The organism is Paraburkholderia silviterrae (genome assembly GCF_004353915.1).
Taxonomy (GTDB): domain Bacteria; phylum Pseudomonadota; class Gammaproteobacteria; order Burkholderiales; family Burkholderiaceae; genus Paraburkholderia; species Paraburkholderia silviterrae.
In genome coordinates, this window is the sequence record NZ_SMRP01000030.1 from 12,835 (window position 1) to 38,507 (window position 25,673).

General features: G+C 63.4%; 20 protein-coding genes. 6 read left to right on the forward strand and 14 right to left on the reverse strand.

The window, feature by feature from the left end; genetic code table 11:
- Positions 1-290: 290 nt before the first annotated feature.
- The 5 genes from EYW47_RS34080 to EYW47_RS34100 form a co-directional block, all read right to left on the reverse strand.
- Positions 291-2,774, reverse strand: a complete 2,484-nt coding sequence (locus EYW47_RS34080; protein WP_133199215.1) for a tetratricopeptide repeat protein — start codon at positions 2,772-2,774, stop codon at positions 291-293.
- A 32-nt stretch (positions 2,775-2,806) separates the two neighbouring features.
- Positions 2,807-4,069: a nucleotide sugar dehydrogenase gene (locus EYW47_RS34085; protein WP_133199261.1), complete on the reverse strand. Its 1,263-nt coding sequence runs from the start codon at positions 4,067-4,069 to the stop codon at positions 2,807-2,809.
- 172 nt (positions 4,070-4,241) lie between these two features.
- Complete coding sequence (locus EYW47_RS34090) at positions 4,242-5,429, reverse strand: EAL domain-containing protein (RefSeq protein WP_165976751.1); 1,188 nt, start codon at positions 5,427-5,429, stop codon at positions 4,242-4,244.
- 429 nt (positions 5,430-5,858) lie between these two features.
- Complete coding sequence (locus EYW47_RS34095) at positions 5,859-6,836, reverse strand: helix-turn-helix domain-containing protein (RefSeq protein WP_165976752.1); 978 nt, start codon at positions 6,834-6,836, stop codon at positions 5,859-5,861.
- Between the two features lie 408 nt (positions 6,837-7,244).
- Positions 7,245-7,532 carry a hypothetical protein gene (locus EYW47_RS34100; RefSeq protein ID WP_133199218.1) on the reverse strand — a complete coding sequence of 96 codons (288 nt, stop codon included), beginning with the start codon at positions 7,530-7,532 and terminating at the stop codon, positions 7,245-7,247.
- 1,355 nt (positions 7,533-8,887) lie between these two features.
- Between EYW47_RS34100 and EYW47_RS34105 the strand changes: the two genes are divergently transcribed.
- Positions 8,888-10,270, forward strand: coding sequence for an alpha-galactosidase (locus EYW47_RS34105; protein WP_133199219.1), 1,383 nt, complete (start codon positions 8,888-8,890; stop codon positions 10,268-10,270).
- 220 nt (positions 10,271-10,490) lie between these two features.
- A complete protein-coding gene (locus EYW47_RS34110; RefSeq protein WP_133199220.1) occupies positions 10,491-11,108 on the forward strand; it encodes a LysE family translocator in 618 nt (205 codons plus the stop codon).
- Between the two features lie 50 nt (positions 11,109-11,158).
- Here EYW47_RS34110 and EYW47_RS34115 read toward each other — a convergent pair whose 3' ends face one another.
- The 3 genes from EYW47_RS34115 to EYW47_RS34125 are packed head-to-tail and all read right to left on the reverse strand — an operon-like array spanning position 11,159 to position 14,955.
- Complete coding sequence (locus tag EYW47_RS34115; RefSeq protein ID WP_133199221.1) at positions 11,159-12,310, reverse strand: branched-chain amino acid ABC transporter substrate-binding protein; 1,152 nt, start codon at positions 12,308-12,310, stop codon at positions 11,159-11,161.
- Between the two features lie 60 nt (positions 12,311-12,370).
- Positions 12,371-13,603, reverse strand: coding sequence for an NAD(P)/FAD-dependent oxidoreductase (locus EYW47_RS34120; RefSeq protein WP_133199222.1), 1,233 nt, complete (start codon positions 13,601-13,603; stop codon positions 12,371-12,373).
- Positions 13,603-14,955 (reverse strand): amino acid permease, encoded by a 1,353-nt coding sequence (locus EYW47_RS34125; RefSeq protein ID WP_240764039.1) that lies wholly within the window; start codon positions 14,953-14,955, stop codon positions 13,603-13,605. Before EYW47_RS34125 ends, EYW47_RS34120 begins: the two co-directional genes overlap by 1 nt.
- Before the next feature lie 366 nt (positions 14,956-15,321).
- Between EYW47_RS34125 and EYW47_RS34130 the strand changes: the two genes are divergently transcribed.
- Entirely contained in the window at positions 15,322-16,749 is a 1,428-nt protein-coding gene (locus EYW47_RS34130) for an aminotransferase-like domain-containing protein (RefSeq protein ID WP_133199224.1), read from the forward strand.
- Positions 16,750-16,780: 31 nt separating this feature from the next.
- On the opposite strand, the gene EYW47_RS34135 is transcribed toward EYW47_RS34130, so the two are convergent.
- Entirely contained in the window at positions 16,781-18,196 is a 1,416-nt protein-coding gene (locus tag EYW47_RS34135) for an aminotransferase-like domain-containing protein (RefSeq protein ID WP_133199225.1), read from the reverse strand.
- A 191-nt stretch (positions 18,197-18,387) separates the two neighbouring features.
- On the opposite strand from EYW47_RS34135, the gene aptA reads away from it, so the two are divergent.
- On the forward strand, positions 18,388-19,716 hold the full coding sequence (gene aptA / locus EYW47_RS34140) for an omega-aminotransferase AptA (protein ID WP_133199226.1): 1,329 nt from the start codon (positions 18,388-18,390) through the stop codon (positions 19,714-19,716).
- A 251-nt stretch (positions 19,717-19,967) separates the two neighbouring features.
- Positions 19,968-20,216 (forward strand): hypothetical protein, encoded by a 249-nt coding sequence (locus tag EYW47_RS34145; RefSeq protein WP_133199227.1) that lies wholly within the window; start codon positions 19,968-19,970, stop codon positions 20,214-20,216.
- A gap of 45 nt (positions 20,217-20,261) precedes the next feature.
- Here EYW47_RS34145 and pcaC read toward each other — a convergent pair whose 3' ends face one another.
- The 5 genes from pcaC to EYW47_RS34170 all read right to left on the reverse strand — a co-directional run bounded on the left by pcaC (position 20,262) and on the right by EYW47_RS34170 (position 24,332).
- On the reverse strand, positions 20,262-20,666 hold the full coding sequence (pcaC, locus tag EYW47_RS34150; RefSeq protein ID WP_133199228.1) for a 4-carboxymuconolactone decarboxylase: 405 nt from the start codon (positions 20,664-20,666) through the stop codon (positions 20,262-20,264).
- Positions 20,663-21,454, reverse strand: a complete 792-nt coding sequence (pcaD, locus tag EYW47_RS34155; protein WP_133199229.1) for a 3-oxoadipate enol-lactonase — start codon at positions 21,452-21,454, stop codon at positions 20,663-20,665. The genes pcaC and pcaD overlap by 4 nt, the downstream gene beginning before the upstream one ends.
- A gap of 4 nt (positions 21,455-21,458) precedes the next feature.
- Positions 21,459-22,838: a 3-carboxy-cis,cis-muconate cycloisomerase gene (locus EYW47_RS34160; protein ID WP_133199230.1), complete on the reverse strand. Its 1,380-nt coding sequence runs from the start codon at positions 22,836-22,838 to the stop codon at positions 21,459-21,461.
- Between the two features lie 116 nt (positions 22,839-22,954).
- Complete coding sequence (locus EYW47_RS34165) at positions 22,955-23,614, reverse strand: 3-oxoacid CoA-transferase subunit B (RefSeq protein ID WP_133199231.1); 660 nt, start codon at positions 23,612-23,614, stop codon at positions 22,955-22,957.
- A gap of 16 nt (positions 23,615-23,630) precedes the next feature.
- Positions 23,631-24,332 (reverse strand): 3-oxoacid CoA-transferase subunit A, encoded by a 702-nt coding sequence (locus EYW47_RS34170; protein WP_133199232.1) that lies wholly within the window; start codon positions 24,330-24,332, stop codon positions 23,631-23,633.
- A 341-nt stretch (positions 24,333-24,673) separates the two neighbouring features.
- Here EYW47_RS34170 and EYW47_RS34175 point away from each other — a divergent pair, with 341 nt between their 5' ends.
- Positions 24,674-25,597 (forward strand): LysR family transcriptional regulator, encoded by a 924-nt coding sequence (locus EYW47_RS34175; protein ID WP_133199233.1) that lies wholly within the window; start codon positions 24,674-24,676, stop codon positions 25,595-25,597.
- Positions 25,598-25,673 lie beyond the last annotated feature (76 nt).

Consider the following 25,673-nt stretch of genomic DNA (forward strand, 5'->3'; position numbering starts at 1 on the left):
CAACCTCCGGCCCAGATGATGCCTTTAGCCTGGCGTCTGCGTGAGGCTTCGCCGCCGCGCGAGGCTTCGCCCGCGCCGTGGCCTTCGCCGCAGCGATTGCGTCGCCGGATGCCCGGACCCGCTTGGGCCGAGCGGGCACGGCACACGCGCTCTCGTTCGCTCCTGTCTTTCCTGCTTTAGCCATTACCGGAACCCAACCATGATTTACTGGAAATACTCCAACCACGTTCGCAAGCGATCGCCACGGGCCGGGACTGTGCGCCCCGGCCCGCAGGCCATCAGAGGCCGTGTCAGGCCGCCTTCTTGCGCTTTGCGCGATCGATGAATATCCGGCACTTCTGGATATTTCCGTCGATCAACTCCGGCGACGCGGCGCGGGGGCGCAGCGCCTGCCAGTACTTGAGCGCCTGGTCAAAGCGATGCGTGCGCATAGCCCCGGTCGCCGCCGCCTTCAACCCGATGGCGTCCTCGGGCGCGAGGCGCAGGATCGTCTCGCCGAGCGAGAGCCGGTCCGCGTCGCTCGTGGCGTCGAGCGACTTCACCTTCACGTGTAGCCCCGTGAGCACGCGCTTCTTTTCCTGCGAGACTTCCTTGTTATCCGGATCGAGCTGCTGCAGACGCTCGAGCAGCGCCCACGCGCGCTCATGGTCGCCCGCGCGGTGCGCATCGCGCGCGAGCCGGATGGCGCGGCTACGCAGGCCGAGAATCTGACGCTTCGCCTCGATGCGCGCTGCCGGATCACTCGACGGCGAGTTCAGCACCCGCGCATAGGCATCGATCGCTTCGCCGTAGTAGCCGCTGCGCACGGCCATGCGGGCCAGCTTGATCCATGCACTGTCCGCAATGTCGTCGAACGTGGATGGGTCACGCAGATACACGAGCGCGGTGCGGATATCGTCGAGCGCTTCGGCCACGCGTATGCGGAAGCTCACCAACTCGGGAAAGGTCGTGAGCGTCTGGCTCGCAATAGCGATCACGACGGCCGCGCGCTCATAGTCGCGGGCGATGAGGGCTGTGCGCGCGTCCTGCCGCATCTGGCGTTCGAGTTGCCTTTTCGCGCGAATCAACGCATTGCCGTTCGGACTCAGCTGCGCACGGGCCTGGATCTTGTCCGCCGCCTGCATCAAGTCGCCAGCCGCAAGTGCCGCGGTACCCTCATCGAGCCACGCTGTGGCGCAGCTGGCGATCCAGTCAACCGCAGCCTTGCCCTTGCTGCGCGTGAGCCCCTGGGTTGCGCTCAGCAGTGCTGCCGGTAGCGCGAAGCCGCGCTCGGCCGTGCGTTGTGCGACGGCCAGAACGTCCGCCTCACACATGTCCACGAGTTCGCGCGCCAACTCCAGCAGCGCCTCGCGGTCGGACGCCGCCAGCGCCCGATCCCAGAGCGCCGAGAAACTCGGTGCATGGGTAGGCAGCGTCTCGCGCACCTCATTGGCCCACTGGACCGCTCCCTCGGCATCGCCAGAGGCATCGAGCAGACCGATCACCGCCGTCGCAGCAACGGATGTGTCAGCCGTATCTGTCGAAACGCGGAACAAACGCTTCCAGGTGGCTAGCGCCGTGGGCGTATCGCCCAGCTTCCCCGCCGATTCCGCGCAAATCCTCAGGACTACCGGCGCCTCACGCTCGTCCGCGATCAGCGCGGCGGCCAGACGGGCGGCCTGCTCGTAGCGCCCAGTCTCGAAGTAGCAATGCGTGAGCAGCAGATTCGCCTTCTCGTCGAGTTCCGGCTCCGTGCCGAGCGATTCGAACTGCACTGCCGCTTGCTCATAGTCGCCGAGCTCATACTGCACGCGACCCAACAGCAGCCGATGCTGCCGGCTGCCCTCGCCGTGGCGCAGGATCCCTCGCAGCCGCTGCGACACTTCAAGCACGCGTCCGGCGTTCCACGCGGCCTCGAGGCTTTCAGCCGTATCTTCGTGCTGGAGGGAATCGACTTTCTGGGGCGACGGAATATCCGACGCATCGACCCGCGGCACGACAAATTCCGTGTACCACGCCTCGCATAGCTGGTCCGAGAACAAATCGGTGTAGTGCGCCAGATCGAGCCCGCCGTTTTCCAATGCGTTGGCCTGGCCCAACTTGCGCATCAGGAGACTAGGGTCGTAGCACGGCACATTCATCCGCTTCGCAATCGTGCGTACCGCGTTGATCAGCGCGCGCCGCTGCACGACCGGCATGCTGTCGGGCATATCGGCGTTCACATGCGTGACGAACGCCAGCTTGTCCCGGCCGACCAGGTCGGCGATCTGCTCCATCTCGGCCATGATTTCGGCATCCTTGAGATCGCGCCGCAGGATGCGGGCGAGCAGATCCCGGTCAACCGGCGAGAGACGCTGAAACGCGAAATCCTGCTCGAGCCATTGCCGGCGCTCGTCTAAACGGCCCGGCGTCGCCATGGACATGAACATTCGTGAGCGCTTCTTGTCGGCGAAAAAATCACCGAAATGACGCATCATGTAGTTCATCTGGATCGGATGATCGTCGACGCTAAAGAGCTTTCGCGAGGAGATCTCGACCAGATAGAACTCGGCGCCGGTCCACGAATTCGCGTCGAGGTTCTCCGGCAAAATGGGGCGAAACGTCAGCGTGCGCACGTCTGCGGGGATGTCCTTCTCCCCGAGCATGAACTGCAACTGCTGGAGCGCCTCGGAACTCGTGTGCACATAGCCGTAGTTTCGCGCTAGCGCCGGGCGGATCGGGTAGCGTCCCGCGCCTCGGCGCAGCGGCGTGTGAATGCGGCAGGTGCCGATGGGCGCAATGGTAAATGGATTCATGATCGCTGTTCGAATATCGTCAGTGCCGGCGTTTAGAGTGCCCAATAGGTCAGCTTGTTTTTCGTGATCCGCTCGCCGTCCAGCGTCGATTTCAGATCGCAGACAATCCCGCCGTCAGCGATCATCTCGGGCAGGTCGCGCTCGATCGTTGCCATGATTTCGCGGTGCGGCACTGCGAATACCAGTACGTCCAGCGCGCTAAGTTCCTCACGCGCTGAGAGCTTGATGCCGTACTCTTCGTGCACCTGCTCCGCGTCGGCCATCGGGTCGTAGACGAGCGGCGTCATGCCATAACGCGTGAGCGCTTCGTAGAGGTCGACAACCTTCGAGTTGCGGATATCGGGCACGTTCTCCTTGAACGTAATGCCAAGAATGCCGACACGGGTTGTCGCCTTGAGGCGATGGCGGCTTGCAATCACTTGAACGAGGCGGCTGGCGACATAGTCGGCCATGCCGTCGTTGATACGGCGCCCCGCCAGGATCACTTCGGGGTGGTAGCCGAGTTCTTGTGCCTTCGAGGTCAGATAGTAGGGATCGACGCCGATGCAATGACCACCAACGAGTCCCGGCGTGAATCGAAGGAAGTTCCACTTCGTGCCCGCAGCTTCCAGCACTTCGGACGAACGGATGCCGACCAGATCGCAAATCTTCGAGACTTCGTTCATGAGCGCAATATTGATGTCGCGCTGCGTGTTCTCGATGACCTTGGCCGCTTCGGCAACCTTGATCGAAGACGCGCGGAAAACGCCAGCCTCGATGATCTTTTCATAAACGTCCGCGATCAAATCGAGCGCTTCCTTGTCCTGACCCGAGACGATCTTGACGATCTTTTCGAGCGGATGTTCGCGGTCGCCCGGGTTGATCCGTTCGGGGCTGTAGCCGAGCTTGAAGTCGATGCCACAGCGCAAGCCCGAACTCTTTTCCAGTTCAGGTCCGCAGATTTCTTCGGTCGCGCCCGGATGGACGGTGGACTCGAACACTACGATGCTGCCCGGTTGCAGGACCGGCCCGATCAGACGGCAAGCACTCTGCAACAGCGAAAAGTCGGGGCTGCACCTTTCGTCGACGGGCGTAGGCACCGCGACCACGAAGAAGTTTGTACCGGCCAGGTCTTTGACCTCGTCGGTAAAGCGCAGCGTCGAGTCGCGCAGCACATGCGGCTCGATCTCGCCGGTCCAGTCCTCACCGCTGCGCAAGTTCTCGACTCGCCTCGCGTCAACATCGAATCCGGTTACCTCAAAGTGCCGCGCGAGCGCCACCGCCACGGGCAGACCGACATAGCCCAAGCCACACACTGCAATCTTCGTCGTCACACAATTCCCCTTATTAATAGTCGCGTGTCGCCGGCCCGCGTAGCCATGCACGGCTCGCTGACACGAACGCTTCGACCCAGACAAACAAGCCCGGTGACCAGTGTGGAAACTGGACCTGAGCGTAGAGATTTATTAGCTACCCTGAATCAGCTATTCATTCAGGACTATTGATTCTTAGATCTGCAATGACGTCGTTGCGGAAACGTGAACCCTGCATGTGCGTCGCGCCAGCGCGCTCCGCGACCTCCACGTCTGGCTCGTTTTCGATGCCGGTAATCACGACTTCGGCGCCAGCGCCGCGCGCCAGCGTGACGAGGTTGCGCAAGAAATCGTTGGCCCGATCGCGCTTGCGTGCGTCGCGAAGGCAGCCTGCATCGATCTTCACGACATCGACGCCTAGCGACGCCAGCGCCTCAATACTGCTGCTGCCGCCTCCCACGTTGTCGAGTGCAACCTGGCAACCGAGCTCCTGAAGCTTGCGCACGAACGCGCCCATACTCGCCAGATCCACCGTGGGCGTGACCCCGGAAAGCTCGATGACGAGGCGCTCGGCGAGCGCACGCTGCTCGCTCAGCACGGCAATGATGAACGTCCACCAGCCATCGAGCGAAGCGCTTTGCGACGTCACATTGCAGCCAAGCGCAATGCCGGGCTTCGACTGGAGCGCACAGATTGTCGTTTCGACTGTCCAGCGATCCAGTCTTCGGGTCAAGCCGAGCCGCTCGAGCGGCGCCACCATCTCTGCCACCTGCCTGCGCACGCCGTCGCACCTCCAGAAAGGCATCACCTCGTAGTAGCGTACGATTTCAGCATTGCGCAGATCGCAAACCGGCTCCGCGTCGAAGACCAGACGATCGAGATTTTTAGCCGAGAACAGCCGCTCGGCGGCCTTCATGTCGGAAAAAAACCGGTCGCGCCAGCGCTGCTCCGCCAAGCCGACCCGTGCACCGTCCGTGCCAGCGTCGGCAGCCGCAATATCGAACGCACTCTCGATCTGTTCGACGACCGTTACGGAAAGTGCCGCGAATACAACGTTGCCCGCAATTTCGATCGGCTGGTCAGCGAGATCGCAAAGAATGCGGTCCATCAGCAATCCGAGCCGGGCCGAGCCCGACGTTGCCGCTGGCAGACCGTCCAGAGGCGAATCGAAGACGAACAGGATGAGGTCGCCGCTCTGCACGGCAATGCCCGGTATCGACCGGCATAGCTCGCGCGCCCGCTGGAGCACAACGTGCCGTACGGCGAGCGCAGGTTGCGAACCCCAAGCGCGGTCGATCTCCCGCAGATTCGTGATCGAAGCGACGATGCACAACGTTCCTGCCGGGTCGAGGTGGTCGGGCAAATTAGCCTCAGGCCGCACCGACCGCAGAAAAAAATTCTCCTGGAACGTCATGCCCCAGCGCCTCTATTGAAAGCAATGCCACAACAGGGATAAAAGGACAAAAGGGGGCCTTTTGACAGCACGAATACGCCGCGTGTCTTGAACTGACGGCGCGTGAGATCTACAGATACGCTTGATCGTGCCACGCGTGCATCGTCACCAAAAAGCACCGTTTTGTTTTCGAAAAAGGTTCGCAATTTTTCAGTACAACGAAATCTTTGAATAGTTGTAGATGACATGCAAACTCGTATCTGCACCTGCGAGCTAGCTCATGCCAGAAGAGATTTTCTTTTCCGCAAAATCGATCTCACACCACGAACCATTGGCCCAAGAGAGCCGTGAAGCGCAGTGTTCAGCATCAGCGCGGAGAGTGTGTGAGCAGTTCTGCTCTCAGGTAGAGCGACTAGTCGTACGATGAGCTGCCCGATATTCCGTAGGCGTTTGCGACAAACGTTTGCGAAAAACCCGCGAAATCCGCTCGCCACTGCTCATCCCGCAGCGCCGTGCAATCTTGTCGACTGGAAGCGTGGTTTCCCGAAGAAGCCGACAGGTCATTTCAAAACGAGCATCGAGAAGATATTCAGAGGGTGTCCTGCCCGTTACAACTTTAAAATGACGCAGGAAAGTTCGCTCACTCATTCTGGCCACCTCCGCCGCCTGCGCAACGGAGATTGAACGCCTGCAATTCTTCGTGATCCATTGTGCCGCGGCGTGAACCCGATCCACCACGCTCACCTCGTTGAGCGCGTCGTCATCGGCACACGAAAGATCGAGACTGGGCGCAACGACATTTCGCATAATCCTGTGCGCGATCTCGGTATAAAGACTTCCCGGAATAAATGATAGTGCGGCGGAAAGCGAACTGTTCACACTCTGACCGACGAGCGACGCGCAATCTTCCGTTGAACTGTTTTTCCGCCGATATGATTCGGGCCACCCCCTTTCCGCTGCCGAAGTGGGTTCATAGCCCGAAGCCTCGATCACCGCCCACCCCTGCTCATTCCACTTCACGGAGCTGGCGTTCATAAGCAATTTACGCAATGCGCGAAGATCCGTTGGATCGACCGAAGCAACGTTTTCGGGGGCTCCGCCGAGAACGAAAACGCCGTCAAAATGTTCGGCTAGATGTTCGTCGATCGCATCGGTTCTGATACGAACCGATACGGAATTCGTAACGTACCCGCCTCGCGCCGAAACCATGGTAACTAAAACACGGTTATCGATCGTGCATGAAACGTCCGGAAATTGATTGAGTTGCCGAAACACCTCGGCTACGAGGCTGAGATCAAACAGGGAAAAGCCATCGCATAATACGATTGCCACATTAAGTGTGGCCTCCCGCGGCCTGACTACCGCACGCTGATCCATTGACTTCCAATACTCCGTCACATCTATTTGTGCTTGCATAAACCGCTCTCTCAACGGCAATCATTCAGCTTTTCTGTACCGGTGCTGAGTGTACTTTTTTTAGATAGGTGAAAATGTTCCATGGCACCGATAAGCAACGTTTTGTCGGAAGATAGTTTGCAATCGAAGCACCCAGCGCCACATTTCGGGCGTGAATTTACATTACATTTCAATAACATGCAACATCATTAACATTACATACATAACATTTGCCTTTCCATCCATTGACATTATCATTTACCCAATAAACATAAAAATGGCGCTTATGCGCAATAATTTGGCGGAAAATCAGGGTTACGACTCGCGTCACATCCGCAACCGATCGTCCAATGTCGGAGTGCCTCCAAGCCCGATGCCCATCAGACAGGGCTAACCGTCCGTGTTGAACCATCGGGCATGAAAATCGAGGCGGCCAGATTCCTGGCACGTATAGGTGGGGTTGGCCAGCCAGGCCTCACATGATTCCCGGCCCCGGTCGCGTCCATGATCCAGGCTGATACGGTCCGCTCCGATTGCAGCGAGGGCACCGCCCGGTGCCCTCATGACCGGAGCGACGCGACGTTCCACGATGGAGGCGTCCTGGACAAGATTGCTTGTGTTGGGGTTGATCTGGCGAAGAACGTCTTGCAGATCCACGCCGTCGACGGTGCCGATCATGCCGTCGTCCGAAAGGCGACTACGCGCGATCGCCGCGAAAACTGGTTTGAGAATCTGGAACCGTGCGCCGTCGCGACGGAGGCGTTCATTTAGAGAACGATGTCCTCGATGCCGAAGCAATCTGCGAAGCGGCAAGTCGCCCCTTCATGCCTTGCGTGCTGACCGAGTTCGGCGCGTTCCTGCCACAAAGCATTGGCTGATTGCGCATGCATTTCGTCGATCGCATTGAGGACGTTGACAACGAGCCGGTTGGACCAGCAAGTCAGGCGCCAATGCCTGGCTGGGTGCAATGCCGGGCGCCGGATGAGTGAATCGCGTGGCTGCTCAGCCCACCACGCTAGCCGATTCAGCGAGCACTATTTTGCACGATAGCCACGTTGAACATGTCTATAGACCGATGTCGTTAGCCCCGTACGCTAATCATGCAATACACATGCGCATAACGATTCAAATAGATTTTTCGCGACAGAAGCACGGATCAGGCCTGTACTGATGCAATCAGACAGTCGAACAGAAGATTGCTCGGTCTTCGACTGTAGCGACATGACGCAAATGACGCTACTCCATTGACTTGATTTCACTCCGGTACGCAAAAACGAAAAAAGTGCCGACGCGTAATGCGTCGGCACAACTCGTTCCGGCTATTCCGAGGGTGGTTGCCGAAACGGAGAGAACAGTCATCTTACCGAAGTCGACTATATTGATTCAGACATTCTCATGTTTCTACCGGCCAACCTCACACTAAAGCCGGAATTGTTAGCACATGGTTGTCATATCGTGTAGAACGTTATGGTTCGTGTTCTGTCTTCGCGCCATGTTATTCGTATCGCGAGATCGAAATTCATTGAATAAATTGCTGCCCGTTAGTAATGTTTGGTAAAGCACGAACACGAATGACATCGACGTCACTAACACGAATCCTGGGCCGTTCGTCTGGAACAAGCCGGTCGAAGAAATTATCAAGCCTGGTAAAACGAATTTACAACTCGCAAGACTAGACATTGGGGGGAGTAGTGAACATCAGAATCATAAACAAGGACCGTCCTGGTGGCAGCGTTCACGTGCCGAGGCAATGCTATGCACTTGTTTTGTTATGCTTAGTTGTTGCCGGATGCGGAGGGGGGAATTCAAACGATAGCGGTACAAATGCGTCAACGCCATCGCCGTCGGCTCCGCCACCTTCGGAAGAAAGCAGCGATCAATCGGCTCTGCCGGTTTCGATTGCAGACCAGAACCGTCCAATCAACTTTCTCCAGGTTTTTGGGCCAACATCCGAAGCGGCGCAACAAGCGCTCGTTGGTCGGGTCGGCGCCATGTGGTCCTCAGGATGGGGCCCGCAACCTGGCGTCTACTCAATGTCCTATGCGCCGGCCTACAGGTTGGACACCATTCCATCCGGATGGAGCGGGGCGAGCGGATACGACGCGACGCCGCTCGGTTGGCTCTACTACAACCATCCAGACTGGATCGCGTACGGCTCGGACAGGAATGTCATGTACGAGTTCGGTCACACGGACTACCCTGTCGTCGATATCTCGAACCCGGACGTCCAGCAGTACATGTTCCACTCGATGGCTGCCAAAGCGGGCGGCTATCAGGCGCTATCGCTCGACAATGTCAGCACACAAAACATTCGCAATGACTCAATTTACCAGGTTGGGCACTACACCGGAACTCGTGCGCCGTGTCCAGCCAAATTGCGGCCCGCATGTGGCGGGACGTTCGTTGCTCAGTATGCGTCTGCCAGCGATTCCAAATGGACTGCGGCGAATCTCGCGTACCTGAAGTACATCAGCGCGCAGGCGAAGGCTGCTGGACTCGCCACGATCGCGAACCTCTCATATCAAGGGGGGGCGAATTTCGTTGCAGCGGCAAACGCGGTGAGTGGGATCATCGTAGAGAACGTTCCGCAGCAGCAAGGGATCAGCGCGGAGAATAGCTGGTACAACGGGTTTATGATCGACGATCTGTTCGAGGCGAACCTTTACAACGCGGAGAACGTAACGCAGAAGTTCTACGCTGCGGTTAGCTACCTGAACGGGCATGACACGAGCAGCATCACGAAGGCCGAAGAAGCCTACGTTACGGCCTGGACTTTGCTGACGACACAAAGCGCTCAAAATTTTCTTGGCGCGGGGAAAATCTCGTCGAGGGCGGTTGAATCGTATCCGCCGTCGATGGGCGGTTATGTCGATGTAACCGTTACCGGCACGAGTAGTGCAGGTAGCCCGGTAGTGACTGGGCTGTCGTCGTCGAGAAGTGTGTCCGTGGGCCTCAATGTAACGGGCGCGGGTATCGCGGCGAATACGTCCATCGCCGCCGTATCCGGCACAACGCTTACGCTGAGCACGCCGGCGACTGCCAGCGCCACGACGGTCACGCTGAACATCTCCGGTCTTCCCGCGCTGCCAATTGGCGAGCCCATTGCGCCGCCGCCCGCCGTCAATCCCTATGCGGCCACACCGACCGGCGTGTGTGGATGGGTCAATGGTGCTAATGCGGGCGTGTGTTCGCGACAGTATTCCAACGGCTGGGTTTACATGAATCCGGTGTGCCAGTACAACGGCACGAGTTGTTCAGTCGCCTCTCAAGCCGTGACGATTCCCGCGGCGGCATCCGGCAGTTGGTACGACCAGTTCTGCAATGTCGTGCCAGCAGGACGTCACACGATGAAAGCCGCCACGGCGCTGGTGATCGCACAAGGCACGCCAACGCAATGTCCCTGGCCGCAACCGTAGTCGCTAACTTTGCGCGATGGTCGATTGTCCCTGCTGCGAGCTCGTCATGACGAAGTTGCGGCATACCATCGGCCAATCCCCCGCAGCCGCAGTCTTTCCGTACCGGTTTTCGTGCGCACATCTGTACCGGTACTGTACCGATTTCCGCGGCTAAACTGGCTGCCAGCCTATCGGCGGCGATCTTCACCGATCGCCGCCCTTTCCCTGGAGCCACCGCACCATGCTGCCCGAAATGCTCAGCGCCCTGCCCGCCGGCATGCTCTTCGTGGTCGTCACGACGATCACGCCCGGCCCCAATAACACGATGCTGCTCGCCTCCGGCGTCAACTTCGGTTTCAAGCGCACAGTGCCGCACATCCTCGGCATCAGCGCGGGCGTCGTCGTGCTCATGCTCTCGGTAGGATTCGGCCTCGGCGAAGTCTTCCGGCACGCGCCCTGGCTCTACACGGCGCTCGAGGCCGCGAGCGTCGCCTATCTGCTGTGGCTCGCGTGGAAGATCGGCACCTCGGGCATGATCAAGGCGAGGAGCGGCGAGCGCCGCCCCATGCGCTTTCACGAAGCCATCGCGTTCCAGTGGATCAACCCGAAGGCGTGGATGATGGTGCTCACCGCGGCCACCACGATTCGCCTCTCGGCGGACTTCGGCGTCAACACCGTCGTGATGGCCGCGCTGTTCTATGTGATCGGGCTGCCGTGCATCTGCGTGTGGGCCGCGTTCGGCACCGGCATGCGCCGCTTTCTCGACGATCCGCGCCGCCTGCGCACGTTCAATGTCGCCATGGCGCTGGCGCTGGTCGCGTCGATGTATCCATTGTTCGCGCATTTGCTGCAGCGCTAAAGGCGGCCCGCGCCCGGCCGCCCCGCGCTCAGCCCACGCTCAGCCCACGTTTAGACCCCGCCGTTGCCGCCCACGGTGCGCAGGCTCTTCCACTGCCCCTGCTGGACCTCGAACAGCGTGTAGGGCGGCTTGATCAGATCGCCGTGCGGATCGAACGCGATATTGCCGGTCACGCCCGTCACGGTGACCTTAGGGAAGCTCGCGACGATCTTCGCGCGGTCGAGCGAGTTGGCGTCCTCGATCGCCTTGATCATGGCGAGCGCCGCGTCATAGGCGAACGGCGCATACAGTTCGACATCCTGATTGAAGCGCGCCTTGTAGCGCTTCGCGAAGGCCTGCGCCGCCGGCAGCTTGTCGAGCGCGGGGCCGGGCTCCAGATCTTGGGTGCCCTCGCCCGCCGCGCCGGCAATCTGCAGGAAGGCATTGCTCTTGAGTGCCCCGGCGCCGAACAGGTGCGCCTGCATGCCGAGCGAGCGCATCTGCTTGGCGAGCATCGCGCCCTGCTCGTCCAGACCGCCGAAGAAGATCATGTCGACGTTCTTCTGCTTGAGCGTCGTGAGAATCGCGCGGAAATCCACGGCCTTGTCGTTGGTGAACTCGCGGTCGACGATATTGCCGTTGGCCTCCTTCGCGCCTTTTTCGAACGCATCGGCGAGCCCCTGGCCGAACGCGGTGCGGTCGTCGATGATGCCGATGCGTTTCGCCTTGAGCTGATCCACGGCGAAGCGCCCGGCGATCACGCCGCCGATGCCGTCGTTGCCCATGGTGCGAAAGACGTTCGCGAAGCCCTGCTGGGTGAGCGCCGGATTGGTCGAGCCCGGCGTGATCATCGCGACGTCCGCCTTGTGATAGACAGCCGAAGCCGGAATGCTGCAGCCGGAGTTGTAGTGGCCGACCACGCCGACCACGCCGTCGTCCACGAGCTTTTGCGCGACCTGGATCGCGATGCGCGGGTCGGCCTGATCGTCCTGCACGTCAAGCACGAACTTGACGGGCTTGCCGCCGATGGTGGGGTGTTTCGCGTTCTCCTCGTCCAGCGCGAGCTGCGCGCCAAATTGCAGATCCTTGCCGACGCGCGCAACCGGGCCGGTCAGCGGCCCCGCGAAGCCGATCTTGACGACTTCCGGATCGGCCGCGTACGACGAGACGTGCGCACACATCAGCCCAAGGGCCATCGTGATGATCAAAGTGCGACGGTTCATGATGCTCATCCTCTTCTGAAGACTATAGCGGTGGTTGAAGACAATCGTTAGTTACGCTGATTAAAAACGCCTGGGACTATAGGGCGCGAGATCGAGCGCACTCTCGCGGCCGGCAACGAGGTCGGCGACCACGCTGCCCGTGACGCCGCCGAGCGTCACGCCCAGATGCTGGTGGCCGAACGCGTAGATCACATTCGGCGAGCGGCTCGCCGGACCCACGACCGGCAGGCCGTCCGGCAGGCTCGGGCGAAAGCCGAGCCAGTCGCTGTCCGGTTCGGGCAAGCCGGGCAGCGCCGCTTGCGCCGACTGTGTGAGCAGCTTGAGCAGGTCGGCGTTCTTGCCTGCTTCGTGGCGGGCCAGCTCGACGGTGCCTGCCGCGCGGATGCCGCCCTCCATCGGCGTCATGTAAAAACCGCGCTCGGCCCAGCCGCAGGGCCGCGAGATCAGGCTGGACGTGCCCGGAAAACGCACGTGATAGCCACGCTCCGTGCCGAGCGGCACGGCGTCGCCGCATTGCCGCGCGAAGCGCCCCGAGCGCGAGCCCGCGCAGACGATCGCGCGCTCGGCCTCGTGCGCGGCGCCCGCGGTATCGATCAGCCTGACTGCACGCGCGTCCGGTGCAACCGACGCGACATCCACCTGCCGGTATTGCATGCCGCGCTCGAGCAGCGAGGCGTGCAGCACCCGCAAAAATCCGCGCGGATCGCTCAGGAACCAGCTTCCGCCGAACAACGTGCCGCGCTCGAAAAGCGGTGCGAGGCCCGGTTCGAGTTCGCCGATCGCAGCGCGCTCCAGCGTGTCGAACTGCACGCCGAGCGAGCGGCGCAGCGCCAGCGACGGCTGTGCCGCCTCGAACGACGTCTTGCTCGAATACAGGTACAGACATTCGCGTTCGCGCACGAAGGCGGCCAGCCCGTTAGCCGAGAGCATCTCGCGATAGCCCTCGAACGCGCGCGAGAGCATTTGCGCGAGCGCCTTCGCGCTCCACTCGTAACGGCGCGACGTGGCGGCCAGTAAAAAGCGCGCGAGCCAGGGCGCGAGCGTGGGCGTATCGCGCCAGCGGATCCGCAACGGGCTCGTTGCGGAGAACAGGAAGCGTGGCAGATTGCGGAACACGTCCGGGTTGTTGACGGGGATGCACGCGTAGTTCGCGAACGTGCCCGCATTGCCGTACGAGGCGCCCTCGCCCGGGCCCAGCGCGTCGAACAGCGTGACGCTGTGCCCGTCGCGCATGAGCCAGTACGCGCACGAGAGTCCCACGAATCCGGCGCCGATGACAGCCACTCGAGCCATTACTTCTTCCAGTTCGTTGCAGGTTCGCCGAAGCCATGCGAGTGCGCGCGGCGCGTCTGTGCACGGCGCTTGCTGCGGGTCAGCACGTATGCAAGCGAGACCACCGCGAGACTCGCCAGGCTCGCCATCAGTTGGCTGGAAAGCGAGCGGTCGAAGCCCATCGCGATCAGCACGCCTGCGATCGCCGCCACCACTGCCCAGGATAGCCAGGGAAACAGCCACATCTTCAGCGTGAGCCGCTCGGGTTGCTGCGCCTCGAGACGGCGGCGCAGAACGATCTGCGAAACGGCAATCGAGAGATAGACGAACAGCATCACCGCGCCCGACGCGTTCACGAGGTAGAGGAATACACCCTGCGGCGAGACGATGGCCGCAATGATGGCCACATAGCCCACCACGCTGCTTGCGAGCACCGCGAGGCGCGGCACGCGCGTGCGCGAGAGCTTGAGCAGCGCGTGAGGCGCGTCGCCGCGCTCGGCGAGACGGAACACGATGCGCGAGGAAACGTACAGGCCCGAGTTGAGCGCCGAGAGCACGGCAACGAGCACGATCGCATTCATCATGTCGGCGGCGCCGGGGATGTGCATTGTTTCGAGCGCGGCCACGAACGGCGAGTAGCCGACCTTGATTTGCGCCCACGGCACGATGCACGCGATCACGAAGAGCGAGCCCACGTAGAACGTGATGACGCGCAGGATGACCGAGCGCGTCATCGAGGCCACGTTGCGGCTGGGGTCATCCGATTCGGCCGCCGCGATGGTGGCGATTTCCGCGCCGCCCACCGCGAAGATCACCGTGGGCACGCCCGCGAAGATCGACATGGCGCCGAACGGCAGGAAGCCGCGGTCGCCCGCGAGATGCGCGGCGGTCTGGTGCCAAGAGCTGTAGCCGAACAGATAGCTCGCGCCCACCACGATGAAGACGATGATGGCCGCGACCTTGATCGACGCGAACCAGTACTCGAATTCGCCATACGATTTGACGGACAACAGGTTCACCGCCGTCATCACCGAGAGCAGCACGAGCCCGATCACCCAGACCGGCGCCGGTATCCAGCGCTGCAGGATGCCAGCGCCCGCCACCGCCTCCACCGCGACCACGATCACCCAGAAGTACCAGTAGAGCCAGCCGTTCGTGAAGCCGGCCCAGTCGCCGAGACCGAGGCGCGTGAACTCGGTGAACGAGCCCACGCCCGGATGCGCGAGCGCCATCTCGCCGAGCATGCGCATCACGAACAGCACGACGATGCCCGCGAGCAGGTAGCTCAAGCATGCCGCCGGTCCCATGGCGCTGATGGTCGCGCTGCTGCCGACAAACAGCCCCGCGCCGATGATCCCGCCGAGCGAGATCATGGTCACGTGCCGCTTGCGCAGCGAATGCCCGAGGTGGGTGGATTGTTCGCCGGACGGCGACGTGGGTTGCTGAATTGCCACGAGCATCTCCTCATGTACTACAGTGCGGGTTGCGCCGCATCAGTGTCCAAACAAAACCGTGGACTCATACTCACACAATAATTTTTTGTGTGCAAATTAAAAGTCTTTGTGTGGAGACCAGGAATTTCCCTGGAGAGAAACGCATATACGCGGCGGAAGTCTGGCAAATCTCTTGCCATACAGCAGCTTATTGGGTTTAAGATGCAGCAAGACCGTTGTGCGGCGAGCCTGAAGCACCGGTTTGCCGTGGCAGGAGACCGAGTTTTGTATGGAGTTATTACTTGAATGAAAGTGGACGAAAACCAGACAAAATCTGACGGCAATAGCCATACAAAAGGACGCCAGGCCACCTATCTCGAGGTGTCGCGCAATCTGGAGGAGCAGGTCCGCAGCGGGCAGTACCCGCCGGGCAGCCGGCTGCCGCCGCAACGCGATCTGGCGATCGAGCTGGGCATCAACGTGTCGACGGTTTCGCGCGCCTACAAGGAGCTGCAGGCGCGCGGACTGATCGTCGCGAGCAAGCGGCGCGGCTCGATCGTGACCGGCGGCGCGATGCCAGCCGTGCAGACGAGCGCGCAGCGCAACGCGCAGGCGCCGGGCGAGGCCGCGAGCGGCGTGATCGACCTGACCGTCAACCGCCCCGCGACCGGCGAATTTCTCGCGCAGCTCGCGCGCACCATGGCCGTCATTGCGCGCGACCCGCGCTTTGCCGAAACACAGGAGTACCAACCGCCCCAAGGCGCGGAATGGGCGCGCGCGGCCGGCGCCAGGTGGATCGCCGCGCCAGGGTTCACGCCCTCGCCGGAGAATCTCGTCGTGACGAGCGGCGCGCAGCACGGGCTATACGCAGTCCTGAGCAGTCTGATGGGCCACGAAGGCGTGATCCTCTCGGACAAGCTCACCTACTACGGCCTCAAGGCGCTCGCACCCGCGTTCCAGTTCGAGCTCATCGGCATCCCGAGCGACGCCGACGGCCTCTTGCCCGAGCATCTGGAAGACGCGTGCCGGCGCATGCGCGTGAAGGCCATCTTCACCGTGCCGAATCTGCAGAACCCGAGCGTCGTCACGATGAGCCTCGAACGCAGGCTCGCGCTCGCGGAGATCGCGCGGCGGCATCACGTGGCCATCATCGAAGACGACGTCTACGGGCCGCTCCTGCGCAAGCGCCTGCCGACCATCGCGAGCCTGTGCCCCGAGCTGACCTTCCACATCGCTTCCACGTCGAAGATCCTGGCGCCGGGCCTGCGCATCGGCTATCTGCTGACGCCGCCGCACGGCGCCGCGCTGGCCGCCGAGGCCGTGCGCACGACGGCGTGGATGCCCGCGCCGCTCTCGACGCTCATCGCCACACGCTGGATCGAGGACGGCACCGCCCAGGTCATTCTGGAGGCGCAGCGCGTGGAGCTGGAAGCGCGCCAGGCGCTCGCGCGCGAATTGCTGCCGCAGGAGCTGCTCAACAGCGACCCTGCGTGCATGTTCGTCTGGCTGCGCGTGCCCGAGCCGTGGCGCTCGGACGACTTCGCCGCCAACGCGCAGGCGCGCGGCGTGAGCACGATGCCCGCTTCGGCGTTCGCCGTCGATCGCTCGACCATCGAGCACGGCGTGCGGATCAATCTCGCCTGCGCGAGTTCGCGCGAGCAACTGGCGCGCGCGCTGCAGATTCTGGCGCGCACGCTGCGCGACCGGCCGCGCGCGCTGTACGGAACGATCTAGCGCCTGGTGTGGCGCGCGGGAAAGCCGCGCTTCATGACGCCCGGCCGCCGACCCGCTCGATGAACCGCCACAGCGCATCGCTAAGCGAATACGGCGCGTTGAAGCGGAACCAGGCGCTGGCCGCGTCGTCGGTCCGGAAATAGGAGCCGGGCGCGAGCCAGATGCCGTCGGCCAGCGCCGCCGTGGCGATTGCGCCGGCACGCGCGGCCTCCACGGGCAAACGTACCCACACGAAAAGCCCCGCGCGCGGCCGGCAGAACGGCTCGAGGCCCAGCGCATCGAGACGATCCTCCAGCGTGGCATGCGCGGCCTTCAGGCGCTCGTTGACGATCTCGACGTGACGCGCATAGCGCCCTTCGAGCAACACCTTGTCGACGATCCGCTCGATCGTCTCCGACGATGTGAGCCCCACCGCCATCTTGGCGCGCGCGAGCTCGCGCAGCACGTCGCGCTCGGCCACCACATAACCGCAGCGCAGCGACGGCGTCACCGTCTTCGAGAATCCGCCCACGTAGAGCACGCGCTGCAGCCCTTCCATCGCGGCCAGGAGCGGCGCACCGGGCGGCGCGAGCTCGCGGCTCACGTCGTCCTCCACCACCCACATGCGCTCGCGCTCGGCAATCTGCAACAGGCGAAACGCATTCGCCATCGTGTAGGTCGCGCCGGTGGGATTTTGCAGCGTCGTGTTCACGAAGATCGCCTTGGGCCGATGTGCGGCCACCTGCTGCTCGAGCACGTCGAGGTCGAGCCCGGCCGGCGTGCGCGGCACGCCATGCACCGCGAGCCCGGCGAGCTTGAGGATCTGCAGCAGGTTGCAGTAGCCCGGGTCCTCCACCAGCACCGCATCGCCGGGACGCAGCAGCGTGCGCACGATCAGGTCGAGCCCCTGGGTCGCGCCCTGCGTGAGCAGCACGTTGCCGACCTCCACCGGCAGGCCCTGGCGGTCCAGCTGTGCGGCGATGCGCTCGCGCAGCGGCGCGAAGCCGTACGGATGCCCATAGTCGCCCAGCCGCACCGCGGGCACGCGGCTCGTCGCACGCAGCGCGTGATGCAGGCCCGTCTCGTTGATCCACTCGCTCGGCATCCAGCCGCAGCCCGCCTTGATCGGCACGGAGTGGTCCGCGAACACGTCCGAGAGCAGCCAGGTGGCGGTGAGCGTGGGCGGCTGCCAGACCGCCGCGCTCGGGCGCGGCGCGGACTCGCGCGGCGCCACGCGGTAGCCCGAGCCGCGGCGCGCCACCACGAGCCCCATCGAGACGAGCCGGTTGTATGCCTCGGTCACCGTATAGGTGGAGAGCGCGTGCGACTGCGCGAGCTGCCGCACCGAGGGCAGCAGCGCGCCGGTGCGCAGCGAGTTCGCCTCGATCGCGTGCGCGAAGCCGCGCACGATCTGCTCGACGAGCGTCGTGGAGGCGCCGCGGCCGCGTTCCAGTTCAAGTTCGATCATGGGAAAAGTGGATGGCGCATGCGTGGGTTCGCGAGTTTCGGCTTAGCCGCTCCAGCTGCTCCAGCGCACGCAGACCAATACAGTTGCGTCAAATTGTCCAGCACGGTTATCAGCGCAGTATAGAGACTGTATATGCCGCCGTTCAAGCCCGGGGGCTACAGTCTTCGAAACCACCAAGGAGGAGCAATCCCATGACTTCGCGCCCCGTCATCGACGATCTTTCGTCGTTCTGGATGCCGTTCACGGCCAACCGTCAGTTCAAGGCCGCGCCGCGCCTGCTCGAATCGGCCAAGGGCATGTACTACCGCACGAGCGACGGCCGCGACGTGCTCGACGGCAGCGCGGGTCTGTGGTGCGTGAACGCCGGCCATGCGCGCGAAGAGATCGTCGCCGCCATCGCGCAGCAGGCCGCCTCGCTCGACTTCGCCCCCACCTTCCAGATGGGTCACCCGCTCGCCTTCGAGGCGGCGCGCAAGATCGCGGACATCATGCCCGCTGGGCTCGACCGCATCTTCTTCACGAACTCGGGCTCGGAGTCCGTCGACACGGCGCTCAAGATCGCCCTCGCCTACCACCGCTCACGCGGCGAAGGCCAGCGCACCAAGCTCATCGGCCGCGAGCGCGGCTATCACGGCGTGGGCTTCGGCGGCATTTCGGTCGGCGGCATCGGCGGAAACCGCAAGGCGTTCTCGGGCCAGCTCCTGCCCGCCGTCGATCATCTGCCGCACACGCACAACCTCGAGCACAACGCGTTTTCGAAGGGCCAGCCGGCCTGGGGCGCGCATCTCGCCGAGGACCTCGAGCGCATCGTCGCCCTGCATGACGCCTCGACCATCGCGGCCGTCATCGTGGAGCCGGTGGCGGGCTCGACCGGCGTGCTGATCCCGCCGCAAGGCTATCTGCAGCGCCTGCGCGAGATCTGCACGAAGCACGGCATCGTGCTGATCTTCGACGAGGTGATCACGGGCTTCGGCCGCCTCGGCAAGGCTACGGCGAGCGAATATTTCGGCGTGACGCCGGACATCATCACGATGGCGAAGGCGATCAACAATGCGGCCGTGCCGATGGGCGGCGTGGCCGTGAGCCGGACGATCCACGACACGGTGGTGAATAGCGGTGCGCCGGGCGCAATCGAGCTGTTCCACGGCTATACGTATTCGGCGCACCCGCTCGCCGCCGCGGCCTTGATCGCGACGCAGGACCTGTATCGCCGCGAAGGCCTCTTCGAGCGCGCCCATAGCCTCGCGCCGAAGTTCGAAGCCGCAGCCCACGCGCTGCGCGACGCGAAGCATGTGAAGGATGTCCGCAATCTCGGCCTCGTCGCGGGCATCGAGCTCGATTCGCGCGATGGCGCGCCGGGCGCGCGCGCCTATGAGGTGTTCGTCAAGTGCTTCGAGGCGGGCGTGCTGATCCGCTTCACGGGCGACATACTCGCGTTCTCGCCGCCGCTCATCGTCACCGAGGAAGAGATCGAGCGTCTGTTCGGCACGGTGCGCGACGTGCTGGCGAAGGTGCAGTAACCCTGGGGCTATCGCTCACGCACCCCGCTCATTGCGCCGCGCCCTCGCGCGCGGCGCAATGAGGTGAGAAGACAGCCAGGCGGCCCGCGGCAGCATGTTCGCGGGCCGCTTTTTTTCGCCCGTATCTTTCAGTTTGCTTTTTCCCGTGCCTGGCCCGGCGATCACGACACGCGCACGGCGCGCGGCATCGGCGTATCGTTGGTTTATCGACACTGCGATGCCGCTCGCAGACGGCGGCGGGAGGAAGGGCCATGAAGACACCGATCCGTATGGGCGCGCATATCGAAGGCGTCCACTGGGTAGCGGAATATCTCGCGTCGACGCATGAGATCCGTGTGTTCCGCGACGGCCGCGCAGTCGACACGTTCGCGGCGCCGGCCGCGCTATTGGGCGAAGAAGACGATGCGGGCTCGGCCAGCGACGAAGCGAGCCGCGCCGAAGACGCCGCCGTGCTGGCCGTCCTGCGCCGCTACGTGGCTGAGCTCAATGCCGAAGAGTAAACGGGTAAGCCGGGGCGCACGTTGCGCGCGCCCCGTTGCGCAGGATTAGCCCTGCGCGTCGCCCGACGGCGCGGTGTCTTCCTCGCGGAAGATGCGATCGGCGAGATGGAACGCCGAATTGGCTGCGGGCACGCCGCAGTAGATGGCCGTCTGCAGCAAGACTTCCTTGATCTCGTCGCGCGTCACGCCGTTGTTCTTCGCGGCGCGCAAATGGAGCGCAAGCTCCTCGCTGCGATTGAGCGCCACCATCATGGCGATCGTGAGCAGGCTGCGCGTGTGGCGCGGCAAACCCTCGCGCGTCCAGATCTCGCCCCACGCGTAGCGCGAGATGAGCGTCTGGAATTCCTCGGTCAGCTCGGTGCGGTTCGCGATCGAGCGGTCGACGTGCGCGTCGCCCAGCACCGCGCGGCGCACTTTCATGCCCGCTTCGTAGCGTTCGTCTTCGTTCATTTCGACTCCAGCAGGAAGCCCAGCACGGTCTGGTTGAACTCGTCCGCCAGCTCGACGTTCGAGATGTGCGCAGCGTTCAATTCGACGTAGCGCGCGCCCGGCACCGATTGCGCCAGCTCGCGGCCCTGCGCGGGCGTGGCGGCCAGGTCGTGGGTGCCCGAGATCACCAGCGTGGGCGCCTTGATCGACGCGGCCTCGCCACGCAGATCGGCAGCATTGATCGCTTCGCAGTTCGAAGCATAGCCGTCCTTGTCGGTATGCACGAACACGTCGCGCGCCTGGTCGATCACGAGCGGATTGTTCGCCATGAATTCGGCCGTGTACCAGCGCGGCAGCACCGCGTCGGCGAGCGCGAGCATGCCTTCATTGCGCGCCTTCGCCGCGCGCGGCACCCACACTTCGGGCGTGCCGATCTTCGCGGCCGTGTTGCACAGCGCGAGGCGCCCGATGCGGCTGCCAAAGCGCGCGCCGAGGCCCACGCCGGTCAGGCCGCCCATCGAGACACCCGCGAAATGCGCGCGCTCGATGCCGAGGTGATCGAGCAGGCCGATCACGTCGCCGGTCAGTTGCTCGATGGTGTACGGGCCGGCCGGCGCCGCCGAGTGACCGTGACCGCGCGTGTCGTAGCGCAGCACGCGGAAATGCTTCGAGAATGCGGCGAGCTGGGGCGTCCACATCGACACGTCGCTGCCGAGCGAATTCGACAGAACGAGCCACGGGGCCGTGGCGTTCTGCGCACCGTCGATGCGGTAGAACAGTTGCGTGTCGTTGACGGCTGCATGAGGCATGCGGTTACTCCTGATGAGTCTGCGATGAAGAATGGGAGGCGCGCTCGCCATACGACGCGAGTACCGCGTCGACAAAAGCGTGCGCCTCACCCACGTAGTTGGCGGGATCGAGCAGCGCCTTCAGGCGCGCGTCGTCCAGATGTTGTGTGACGGCGGGGTCGGCTGCGAGCACGTCGTAAAGCGTGCGCCCCGTTTGCACCGCCGTTTTCGATGCGTGCTCAACGAGATGATGCGCGTCCAGCCGACCGATTCGGTCGCCGAGCGCGAGCATCACGGCCTCGCCGAGAATCAGGCCATGCGTGACGTTCAGGCTGGCCGCGAGACGCTCGGGCCGCACTTCGAGGCCGCCCGCGATCTGCTCGATCTGTGCGAGCGCGCCGCCCGCGAGACGCGCGAGCTCCGGCAGCGCATCCCATTCGGCCTGCCAGCCGCCGAGCGCACGCTCGTGCTCCTGCACCATGCCCGCGAAAACGGTGGCGACGAGGCCCGGCGCGCGCGTGGCGGCAGTCAGGACTGCTGCGCAACCGACCGGATTGCGCTTGTGCGGCATTGTCGAAGAACCGCCCTTGCCTGCCGCAGCAGGCTCGCCCAGTTCGCCGATCTCGGTTTGCATCTGCAGCGAGATATCGCGCGCGATCTTGCCGAGCGTGCCGATCAGCATGCCGAAGAACGAGGCGGCCTCGGCAATGCGGTCGCGCTGCGTATGCCAGGGCAGCGCGGGAGCGGCAAGGCCGAGCGCCTTCGCGAGTTCCGCACTCACCTTCGGCGCCGCCTCGCGCAGGCTCGCGAGCGTGCCCGCCGCACCGCCGAATTGCAGCACCAGCGCGCGCTCGCGCAACGCCGCCAAGCGCTCGCGGTGACGCAGCATCGCATCGAGCCATTGCGCGAATTTCAGGCCGAGCGTGATCGGCAGCGCTTGCTGCAGCCAGGTGCGCCCGACCGCGGGCGTCGCGCGATGCGTGCGCGCGAGGTCGGCGAGCTTCGCGCAGGTGGCGTCGATACCGCTTTCGATCAGCGCAAGCGCGTCGCGCAATTGCAGCACCGTGGCCGTATCGATGATGTCCTGGCTCGTCGCGCCCCAATGCACATATTTCGCGGCTTCGGGATCGGCAGCCTTCACGCGCGCGGTCAGTTGCTTGACGAGCGGAATCGCCAGATTGCCGCCCAACGCGGCATCGCGCGCAAGTGCTTCGGCGTCGAGCCGGTCCGCAGCGCAGGTCGCGACGATCGCCGCGACGGCGGACTGCGGAATCACGCCATGCGCCGCCGACGCCCGCGCCAGCGCCGCTTCCACGTCGAGCATGCGCTGCAGCGTGGCCGCGGGAGACCACACGGCATTCATCGGCTCGGTGCCGCAGATCAGGCTCGTCAGGCGTTCAATCATGGATCGGGATGAATCGAGTGGAGATACGCGCAAACACAGATGGCGCGGCGCCCGGCTACCGTTCAGCCGGACGCCGCGCCACGCGGGTGTTCATGCGATGAGCGCGTTGCAGCAGTTTAAGCCGCGCGGCGATTCTGCGTTGCGTCGATCAGCGGCACGCCGGCCAGCTTTTGCAGCGCGTCGAAGTCGATGTCCGAATAGATCTCGCGCACGGCGAGGCCTTCCGGCGTCACGTCGAACGCGGCGATGTCGGTGTAGACACGGCCCACACAGCCCACGCCCGTCACCGGATACGAACACTCGCTCACGAGCTTGCTTTCGCCCTGCTTCGTGAGCAGTTCCATCATGACGAACACTTGCTTCGCGCCGAGCGCGAGGTCCATTGCGCCGCCCACTGCCGGAATCGCATCAGGCGCGCCGGTGTGCCAGTTCGCGAGGTCGCCCTTCACGGAGACCTGGAACGCGCCGAGCACGCAATAGTCGAGGTGGCCGCCGCGCATCATCGCGAACGAGTCCGCGTGATGGAAGAACGCGCCGCCCGTGAGCAGCGTCACGAACTGCTTGCCTGCGTTGATGAGTTCGTCGTCTTCCTGGCCGGGCGCCGGCGCCGGGCCCATGCCGAGCAGGCCGTTCTCACTGTGCAGGAAGATTTCTTTGCTCGGATCGAGGTGGTTGGCCACCAGCGTCGGCACGCCAATGCCGAGATTCACATAGGCGCCCTCAGGAATGTCCTGAGCCACGCGTTGAGCCATTTCGTCGCGATTCAACCGTTTCATTTCTTGACTCCGTAACTCAGGCAGCCTGGCCGGCTTGCAGCGCCAGATGCGCCGGCTGCGGCACTTCAACGACGCGCTGCACGAAAATGCCGGGCGTCACGATGTTTTCCGGGTCGAGCTCGCCGAGCGGCACGACCTGAGTAACCTGGGCGATGGCGACCTTCGCCGCGCTCGCCATGATCGGGCCGAAGTTGCGCGCCGTCTTGCGATAGACCAGGTTGCCCCAGCGATCGCCCTTGTAGGCCTTGATGAGCGCAAAGTCGGCGTGCAACGGCGACTCCAGCACGTAGTGGCGGCCATCGATCAGGCGCGTTTCCTTGCCTTCGGCCAGCTTCGTGGCGTAGCCCGTGGGCGTGAAGAAGCCGCCGATGCCAGCGCCCGCCGCGCGAATGCGCTCGGCCAGATTGCCCTGCGGCACGAGCTCGAGCTCGATTTCGCCGGCGCGGTAGAGCGCGTCGAACACATACGAGTCGCTCTGGCGCGGGAACGAGCAGATGATCTTGCGCACCCGCTTGGCCTTGAGCAGCGCGGCGAGACCGGTGTCGCCGTTGCCTGCGTTGTTGTTCACGATCGTGAGCTCGCGCGCACCCTGCGCGATCAGCGCGTCGATCAGTTCCGACGGCATGCCGGCCGTGCCGAAGCCGCCGATCATCACCGTGGCGCCGTCGTGCACGTCGGCGACGGCGGCTTGAAGCGAATCAAAAATCTTGTTGATCATGCCTGTTCCTGAAAGCGATGCGCATCGCGGAAAGTCCACGTCACCCGATCGCAAAAAAGTTCTATATACGAACACTGATTCGTTTAGCGAACGTCCAGCGCATTATCGGAGCCGAAATGCGCACTTGTCAAGGCGGGACTTCCTGAGGCAGCAATCCAGTGCACGCGGATTCATCGGAGGAAATCTAGTGCATTGTCATTGGACAAGGCATTGGACTGCAGGCGATGCGCGTCGTGCGAGATACAGTGAGCAAATCCCCCAATATCAGGCAATCGAATTCATGCACTACTGTTTATCGCGTTTCAACATAGTGCACCTTGCCGCCGGCGCGCGTCTTTCCCATGCAAGATCTCGACCTGAATCTGATCCCTTACCTCGTCGCGATGGAGGAAACGCGTAACGTGAGCCGCGCCGCCGAGCGCCTGGGCGTGAGCCAGCCGCGCGTGAGCACGGCGCTCGGCAAGCTGCGCGAGTATTTCGGCGACCCGCTGTTCGTGCGCACCTCGCGCGGCATGGAGCCCACGCCGCGCGCACTCGGCCTCATCCCGGCCGCGCGCGACGCGCTCATCCGCATCGAAAAGGGCATGCTCGAAGCGCAAGACTTCGACCCGGCCACCAGCACGCATACGTTCTCGATCGCCCTTTCGGATGTAGGCGAGATCGTGTTCCTGCCGCGCCTCTTGCAAGTGTTCGCCGAACGGGCGCCCAACGCCAATCTGCGCTCGGTCTCGCTGCCGCACAGCCAGGTGGAACGCGGACTCGAATCAGGCGACATCGATCTGGCCGTCGGCTACTTCCCCGACCTCGGCGGCAACAACTTTTTTCAGCAGCGCCTTTTCACGCACCGGTTCATCTGCCTGATGCGCAGCAACCACCCGCTCGCCGGCAAGCCCATGACGCTCGAGCAATTTCTTGCACTCGGGCACGCCGTCGTGCGCGCCGAGGGCCGCAGCCAGGAAGTGCTCGAACGCTTTCTGGAGAAAAAGCGCCTGCACCGGCGCGCCGTGCTAGAGACGCCTCACTTCATGAGCCTGCCGTTCATCCTCACGCGCACCGATCTGATTGCAACCGTCCCGCATGCAATCGGCTTCGCCTACGTATCGGAACATGCATCGATCGCGCTGGTGGAGCCGCCGCTGCCCTTGCCCCGCTTCGACCTCAAGCAGCACTGGCACCGCAAGTACCATAATGCGCCGCGCGGAGAATGGCTGCGCAGCGTGGTTGCCGAGCTCTTCAACGATGCAATGGACGAATGGCCGAAATGAACCGGGCGATGAATGCCGCGGCGCAAGCCGTGGCAGCGCGCGCCGCCGTGCGCGGGCACTAAAGATTCATGAAACA